Annotated in this window: 6 protein-coding genes; 5 read left to right on the top strand and 1 reads right to left on the bottom strand. The window is 66.9% G+C overall.

The features are described 5' to 3' along the window. A partial coding sequence (locus tag AWB94_RS01015) for a hypothetical protein (protein WP_062656017.1) occupies positions 1-363 on the bottom strand: 363 nt, incomplete at its 3' end. 543 nt (positions 364-906) lie between these two features. Between AWB94_RS01015 and AWB94_RS01010 the strand changes: the two genes are divergently transcribed. Genes AWB94_RS01010 through AWB94_RS00990 form a run of 5 tightly spaced genes read left to right on the top strand, consistent with a single transcriptional unit; the run spans position 907 to position 6,813 of the window. Beyond that, entirely contained in the window at positions 907-1,641 is a 735-nt protein-coding gene (locus AWB94_RS01010) for a hypothetical protein (RefSeq protein ID WP_016343889.1), read from the top strand. Between the two features lie 49 nt (positions 1,642-1,690). Beyond that, entirely contained in the window at positions 1,691-2,935 is a 1,245-nt protein-coding gene (locus AWB94_RS01005) for an ImmA/IrrE family metallo-endopeptidase (protein ID WP_062656018.1), read from the top strand. Between the two features lie 26 nt (positions 2,936-2,961). Beyond that, positions 2,962-4,170: a tyrosine-type recombinase/integrase gene (locus tag AWB94_RS01000; RefSeq protein ID WP_061265649.1), complete on the top strand. Its 1,209-nt coding sequence runs from the start codon at positions 2,962-2,964 to the stop codon at positions 4,168-4,170. Next, positions 4,154-6,388: a tyrosine-type recombinase/integrase gene (locus tag AWB94_RS00995; protein WP_062656019.1), complete on the top strand. Its 2,235-nt coding sequence runs from the start codon at positions 4,154-4,156 to the stop codon at positions 6,386-6,388. The genes AWB94_RS01000 and AWB94_RS00995 overlap by 17 nt, the downstream gene beginning before the upstream one ends. Then, positions 6,385-6,813, top strand: a complete 429-nt coding sequence (locus AWB94_RS00990) for a hypothetical protein (RefSeq protein WP_016343893.1) — start codon at positions 6,385-6,387, stop codon at positions 6,811-6,813. The genes AWB94_RS00995 and AWB94_RS00990 overlap by 4 nt, the downstream gene beginning before the upstream one ends. Positions 6,814-6,964: the final 151 nt, after the last annotated feature.

Raw genomic sequence — 6,964 nt, 5'->3', positions numbered from 1 at the left:
GTCTGGCGCTGCGTGCGGCCCAGGACCGGTTCGCTCGCGGGCGGCGGGCGTGTTTTGTGGCGACGCAGACGCGATGACCTTGGTGAGAAGGTGTCGCAGGCGTGGTTCGGCGCTCTGTCCGTGGTAGCAGTCCAGCCAGCTGGCGGTGGCGGCCATCAGTTCGTCGTCGAGAGGAATGTCGTTACATGCGATGGCGGTGATCAGGGCCTCGATCGCGGCGAACGTCTCGCCGATGCCCAGGGTGATGTAGATGCGGTCGGCGTCGATTCTGCTGAGATACGGGCGCGCGGTGGCGGCCAGCTCCCAGGCCAGGGCGGCATCATCGGGCGCCTTACGCACCGGCGGTTTGCGCGACGTGGACACCCGGCCCCCCTTTTCCGATGGTCTGGTCTTGTCCGGTGCCTACGGTAGAGGGTGGGCAGGCCTGCCGCGCAGTGTTCGACCCGGCTACCGCGCCGACCAGGCACACCACATCCGGCAACGCCGATCTGTTTGCCTGCCATTCACTTTCCGTACCATTCACTGGGCCGCCAGCGGGATCGAGAACGTGGCAGGTCGGCCTCGGCGCACGGGTGATCGCATCTGCCGTGCCATCCAACGCGACACACGTGCACCAGCTCCCCGGGCGACGAGACCTCATGCGTCACTATCTTCACTGTGGCCACAGTGAAGGAACACACCGTTCGACCCACACAGGCCGACTGCGGCCATTCGAGCCGCCGGGACGCGGAGCGGCATGCGCGCAACGCTCTTCATGGCCAGAAAGCAGCGCGACACGCATGATTTGTGCAGCTCACAACCATTTATACATGTATACTTGCAGGATGCTAAGCAACGCAGAATTGCTGACCCGACACACGGCGCGCCTCCGAAAGGGTGTAGGAAAAACCGTGCAGTATTTCCGCCATGGTGGTTCCGGTGGAACTGGCGAGACAGCTGGTGGCCTTGCATCGTCTCGCGTTGGCGAGGCTGCTCGGCGAGATCGGTGTGGCATTCGACGCCTCGCTGGCGCGGTGGTTCGGCGTGTTTCCCGACCCGATGCAGATTCAGGGCGGGACGTTGTGCCAGGACGTGCGCAGTCATGTGCTGGCGATGAACGGCATCGACGCGCAGAGCGCGAAGGCCCCGACCCCGCCAGCGGCGCCAGAGGGCGCCTCGTGCGGGCCGGGGTCGACGTTGCGGATGTCGACGGGCCCGAGTTCGTCGGTGCGTATCGGGGATGCGGGGATGGCGTGGGCGCGGGTGCGTCACATCAGCCCGCAGCGGGCCGCCGATATCGGTGCGCTACCCCCGCAGTCGATGCCGAAGTCCAAGCCGGGCAAGCAGATGGCGCTCGACGCCGGCGAGCCCGAGGATCAGCGGGTGTTCGGGCCGGCGGGGATCGGCGACGATTACGAGCTGGTTGTGTACTGGTGGGAGACCCCGGGCCGGTTGTCGGTGGGTGGTGGCATCTTGGCGGTGGTCGCCGATCTGGATACCAGCGAGGAGCGGATTTTGGGGTTCGAGCCGTTGCCGCTGGCGATTCGGCCGAAGACCGTTGCCGAGCGGCAGATCGTGGCCGAGGACGACGAGGACGTGCGCGAGGACTTCGAGCAGTTCTTGCCCAGGAATGCTTCCGAGACCGGGGACGCCGAGGCGTAGACGATGAGCTGGTACCGGCCGGGCGCGTGTGGGGACGAGGTGGTCGGTGATGGCGTCGGTAGAGGTGTTCGGCACACGGGTCCGCCAGGCCCGGGTGTTGCGACGACTGTCAGGCACCGCGGTGATGGAGCATCTGGGGTGGCGCTCTCCGCGCCAGACGCGGTTGGAGCAGTCCGAGACCGCGGTACTGGAGTCCACCGATTTCGATCGGCTGACAGCGTTGTTGCGTTTCCCGCCAGCATTTTTCACGACCGCACCGGCATCGCGGGTGACGGCGCGGGATCTGTTGTTCCGGGCGCCCAAGTCCACCACGGTCACCGAGAAGGAGTACCTGGCGGTGTTCGCCAACGTCGTCGGTGATCTGCTCGGGCAGCTCAATGCGGTGGCCAAGCTGCCCCCGGTGCTGCTGGAGCCGTTGCCGGCGGGCACCGATGTGGTGACCGCGGCCGCCCAGGCCCGGCGCTGGCTGGGGGTGGCGCCCGGGGTGCCGATCAAGTCGCTGACCTACGAGCTGGAAGCTGCCGGGGTGCCGGTGGTGATGCGGATGAAGCACTCACGTTCCACCGGAGTGGTGGACTGGGACACCGATGAGGACGGGCCGGCCGGGTTGTTGACCGAGAAGCATCTGGGGTGCTCGGCGCGGACCGGGGAGTATCGAGAACGTCCGTTGGTGTTGTTGCGGGCGTTGGATTCTTGGGAGCGCACCCGCTGGACAGTCGCCCACGAGATCGGGCACTTGTTGTTGCACCGCTATGGCGATGTCAGCGATGACCAGGAGCGCGAAGCCTCCCGGTTCGCCTCGGAGTTGTTGGCCCCGACCGAAGTGCTCGCCAAAGAGGTGCCGCCGGTTCCCACGCTCAGCGATCTGGTCGACGCGAAGGTGAAGTGGCGGATTTCGTTGGGGGCGTTGATCATTCACCTTCGCGAGTCGAAGCTGATCGATGAGGTCCGCGCCGATACGTTGCAGCGCCAGCTCTACACGCGGATCAACTCCGAGACCGGGCACACCTGGGGCAAGACCGAACCGGGCTGGAATGCCCGCACACCGGAGCGGCCCCGGCTGCTGCGCCGGTGGATGGAGGAATGCTACGGCTCGGTCAGCGTGGAGGCCTTGGCCGCCCACGACCTGATCTACCCCACAGACTTGTTGGCCGACATCCTCGCCGGCCAGCGCGGCGCCCCCGCGAAAGTTGCCGCGGCCCCGGACACCGTCTCGACGGTGCTCGACGAGGAGGCGATCCTGGACCGCGGGGACACGGTGGTGGCGCTGCGCCGGCCCCGCCGGCAGGCCTAACAGGGAATTGCGGGGGCGGATCGGGGATGGCACGGACACAACGGATCGCGCTGACCGGCGCCCCCGACACCTACACCGTGCTGGGCCCCGATCACCTGCCGATCGAGGCAGCCGAGCAATACCTGCAGTTCCTGCGCGATGACGGGGCCTCACCGAACACGGTGAAGGCGTATGCGGCCGGCCTGGCGGCGTGGTGGACGGTGCTAGAACACACCGGCACCGACTGGCAGGACATCAGTACGAGCCTGTTCGGGCAGTTTCTGGCCTACCTGCGCACCGGGGACCTGCCGGGCACCGCCCGGATCGGCGCACCAGAGGTTTGGCTGGGCCCGGCGAGCACCCAGCTGCGGGCCGCGGCGGTGCTGGCGTTCTACCGCTACCACGCGGACGCCCATGGGCTGGCCGGCCCGTATCAGCGGCTGTTCACCAGCCGCGGCAAGCGATCGCGGTCACGATATATCCCGATGCTGGCCGGAGTAGGCGCACGACGCTCCAAGGACCGGCCCATCTACACGGTGCGCAGCGGCAACAAGTCCGCCACTCCGGTGCTACTACCCGCCCAAGTGGCCGCGATTCTCGACGGCTGCGCCACCCAGGCCGGACAGGACTGGTCGGGGCCGCCCTCAGGGCTGCGGGACCGGCTGTTGTTCGCGGTGCTCGCCGAGACCGGGATGCGACTGGGTGAAGCGTTGTCGCTGCGCCACCACGATTTTCATATCGGCGCCGGCGGGACACCGTTCATCGACGTGGCCTCCCGACAAGACCATCCGCGCGGGGCCCGCGGCAAGACGCTACTGGCCCGACGCATCTACATCGGTGATGATCTGGAGGCGCTGTATTCGGCCTACGTGTGGCATCTGGTCGACCAGGGCGCCGATCTGGACGTGCCCGACCTGGACACTCACTTCGTGTTCGTCAATCTCACCCACGGGCAGCGTTTCCGGGCCATGCGTGCCGAAACGGTCTACGCCAAAATCGATTCGGTGACTAACCGCGCCGGCGGGGTGCTGCCCGATCGGTGGTCACCGCACTGGCTGCGCCACACCCACGCCACCGCACTGCTGCTCTCCGGAACCCCGCCGCACGTGGTCATGCGCCGCCTGGGCCACGCCGATATCCAGACCACGCTCTCGACCTACGGATGGGTCACCGAGGACGCCGAGATGCGCACCCTGGCGCAATGGCGCAGCTACGTCGCTGGCTGGAAAGGGCTGCACCATGACCACACCGACTGACCCGCCCGCACCCACCCTGGCCCCCGCACCCGCTGCGGGATCATGGGCGACCCAGTGGGCCCAAGTCCCTGAAGCGTGGCGCCGGCCGATCTATGCGATCTACAGCGCCCCGTGTGATCAGGTGTTTCTGCGCAACCAGTTCTACCTGCAAGCACACCGCGCCGGAGCCACACACGATTTCACCCCCGACGCCCCCGCCCGATTCGGCGACGAGATCGCCTGGTGGGTCTGGACCTGCTGGGACCAGCAGCTACGCAAGATCGAACCATCCCTGCTGGCCTGGCTGACCCGCACCCTGCCGGCCGCGATCGCCGAACACCGCACCCGCACCGGAAAGACCCCCGCCAGCATCGCCGACCTGGACCCCAATGCCGTGCTCCGCCAAGCGGTCCTGACCTTTCAGCGCCGCAACATGCGACTCCCCTCGGCGGGATCGCGGCGCAACATCCGCCACCTCATCGAACACCTGCACCTGTGGGTATCGGTGCGCTGCACCGACACCCCGTGGTGGGAACACGACATCTGGGATCTGCGCACCGACCCTCGGATCCCACGCCGCGACCACGAACCCCGCCACGACACCGCCGTGCGGCTGCGCGATATCGAACCGGCCTGGCTGCGCGAAGGGCTGCGGTTCTGGCTGCGCAGCGCGTTGACCTACGACCTGCTGGTCTGGTCCTCGGCCGCCGACCGGGCCCGCAACCTGGGCTCGCAGCTGGGCCGGTTCGCCCACGACTACGGCCACCACAGTGATCCGCTGATCAGCACCGATCCCGACCAGCTGCGCACCGTGTTCCTCGACTATCTCGAGTATCTGCGCTCCCCGGCCGCAGCCACCCAGTCCGACCGCCTTACCGCCGACACCGTGGCCACCCTGCAAGCCCAAACCCAGGCGTTCTACACGTTCATGCACGACAACGCCGCCGACGCGGCGACCGCGACGGCCAACCCGCGCTGGCGCGACATCACGCTGACCCACACCGTGCTGTGGTCACCGCTACACGCGCCCAAACAGCGCCGCCGCGAACGCGAACTCACCTGGTATGCCACCGCAGACCTACAGCGCATGCTCACCTACCTCGACGTCCTGGCCGCCCCCGCCGGGCACAAGGTGGTGCTGACCAAAGCCGACGGCACGATCACCGTCGCCGCCGGCCTCGGTGACCCCCAGGCCGCCCGGATCTGGCTGCTGCAGGCCCTGACCGGACGCCGAGCCTCGGAGATCTTGATGCTCGACCATGATCCGCTGCAGGCCATCCCGGGCCAGGAACGCCCCACCGACGCCGATCCCGACACGTTCGTGGCCCGGCTGCGCTACCAGCAGACCAAAGTCGACGACGTCATTCCCACCATCCTCGTCGAGCAGGCCATCGTTGACATCATCACCGAGCAGCAGAGCTGGCTGAAGGCGACATACCCCGACCTGGCGCCCCGATACCTGTTCCTCGGCGTGAAGAATCAGCACCGCGGCCAGCAACCCCGCTCCTACAACACCTACCGCACATCGCTGGCCAAGCTCGACGACTGCCACGATCTCACCGACAGCGCCGGCCGACCACTGCGCTTCACCCAAACCCACCGGTTGCGCCACACCCGGGCCACCGAACTGCTCAACGATGGCGTTCCGTTCCACGTCGTGCAGCGCTACCTCGGACACAAGAGCCCCGAGATGACCGCCCGCTACGCGGCCACCCTGGCGGCCACCGCCGAGTCAGAGTTCCTCAAACACAAGAAAATCGGGGCCCACGGCACCGATATCTCCATCAGCCCCAGCGACATTTATGAGATGACGCAGCTCGGCGCCCGCACCGACCGGATCCTGCCCAACGGGGTCTGCCTGCTGCCGCCGCTCAAACAGTGCGACAAGGGCAATGCCTGTCTGGGCTGCGGTCACTTCGCCACCGACGCCACCCACCTCGATGAGCTACGCCAGCAACACGCCGCCACCGAAGCGCTGCTGGCCGCCCGCCGCGACCAGTATCGCCGACGAAGTGGACGCGAACTCGGCGAGGACAACATCTGGGTGATCGAACGCCGCCGCGAGCTGCGCTCGCTCGAAGCGATCATCGAACGCCTGTCGGCCACCGCAGACCAAGAGGCGGTATCCGGCGCCGGCACAGGGATAGGAAAACGGCTGCCGCTGCTGCAAATCCAGACCCGCGGCGCCCACCAGTCCGCCCTCGATAAAGCTCAGCGACCCCGCACCCCGGATCAATGACTGCTGCCCGCTCCACCGCCGGCCTCAGGAAAGCCAGCGCCAAAAGCCGCAACGACGCCCGACGAAAGATCAAGAAGGCGCTGCGCGAAATGCAGGTCGCCGGAATGGACATCAACCCCAATGCAGTCGCCCGCCACGCAGGGGTCGCCCGCAAAACGATCTACAACCACCGTGACCTCTACGACCAAATCCGCGCCGCCTCCGCCACACCACGACCAAAGATCGCCGCCAGCGAATCCGAGGCGCCCACCCGCGGATCCTCGGTGGATGCAGCTCTGCGTCAACAACTGAGGACCCAGAAGCGCCAATACGACAACGACATCGCCGCTCTCAAAGCCGAAATCAAAGAACTCAACCAGCAGCTCGCGGCCGCCCACGGCGAGATCCACCGCCTACGCGGCACTGGCAACGCCAACAACAGCTGATCGAGCCACACCATCCACTCGCACAGCGGCCCGCCACAGCGCCCCCACGCCGGTTGCACCGTTACAGATAACACTGTGTTCCTCGTTGATTCCGCACCCTCAAACCAAGGGCGGTCACTGTCTTACACACAGCGATTCCCGTTACAGATAA

Origin of the sequence: Mycolicibacterium canariasense, from assembly GCF_002101555.1 — a bacterium.
GTDB lineage: Bacteria > Actinomycetota > Actinomycetes > Mycobacteriales > Mycobacteriaceae > Mycobacterium > Mycobacterium canariasense.
Note: the sequence above shows the minus strand (reverse complement) of the source record. Positions and strands in the feature narration are given on the sequence as shown.

What these genes read in the sequence shown, in the direction of transcription:
- AWB94_RS01010 (WP_016343889.1), top strand. Translation starts at nt 907, where the DNA reads ATGGTGGTTCCGGTGGAACTGGCGAGACAGCTGGTGGCCTTGCATCGT.
- AWB94_RS01005 (WP_062656018.1), top strand. Translation starts at nt 1,691, where the DNA reads ATGGCGTCGGTAGAGGTGTTCGGCACACGGGTCCGCCAGGCCCGGGTG.
- AWB94_RS01000 (WP_061265649.1), top strand. Translation starts at nt 2,962, where the DNA reads ATGGCACGGACACAACGGATCGCGCTGACCGGCGCCCCCGACACCTAC.
- AWB94_RS00995 (WP_062656019.1), top strand. Translation starts at nt 4,154, where the DNA reads ATGACCACACCGACTGACCCGCCCGCACCCACCCTGGCCCCCGCACCC.
- AWB94_RS00990 (WP_016343893.1), top strand. Translation starts at nt 6,385, where the DNA reads ATGACTGCTGCCCGCTCCACCGCCGGCCTCAGGAAAGCCAGCGCCAAA.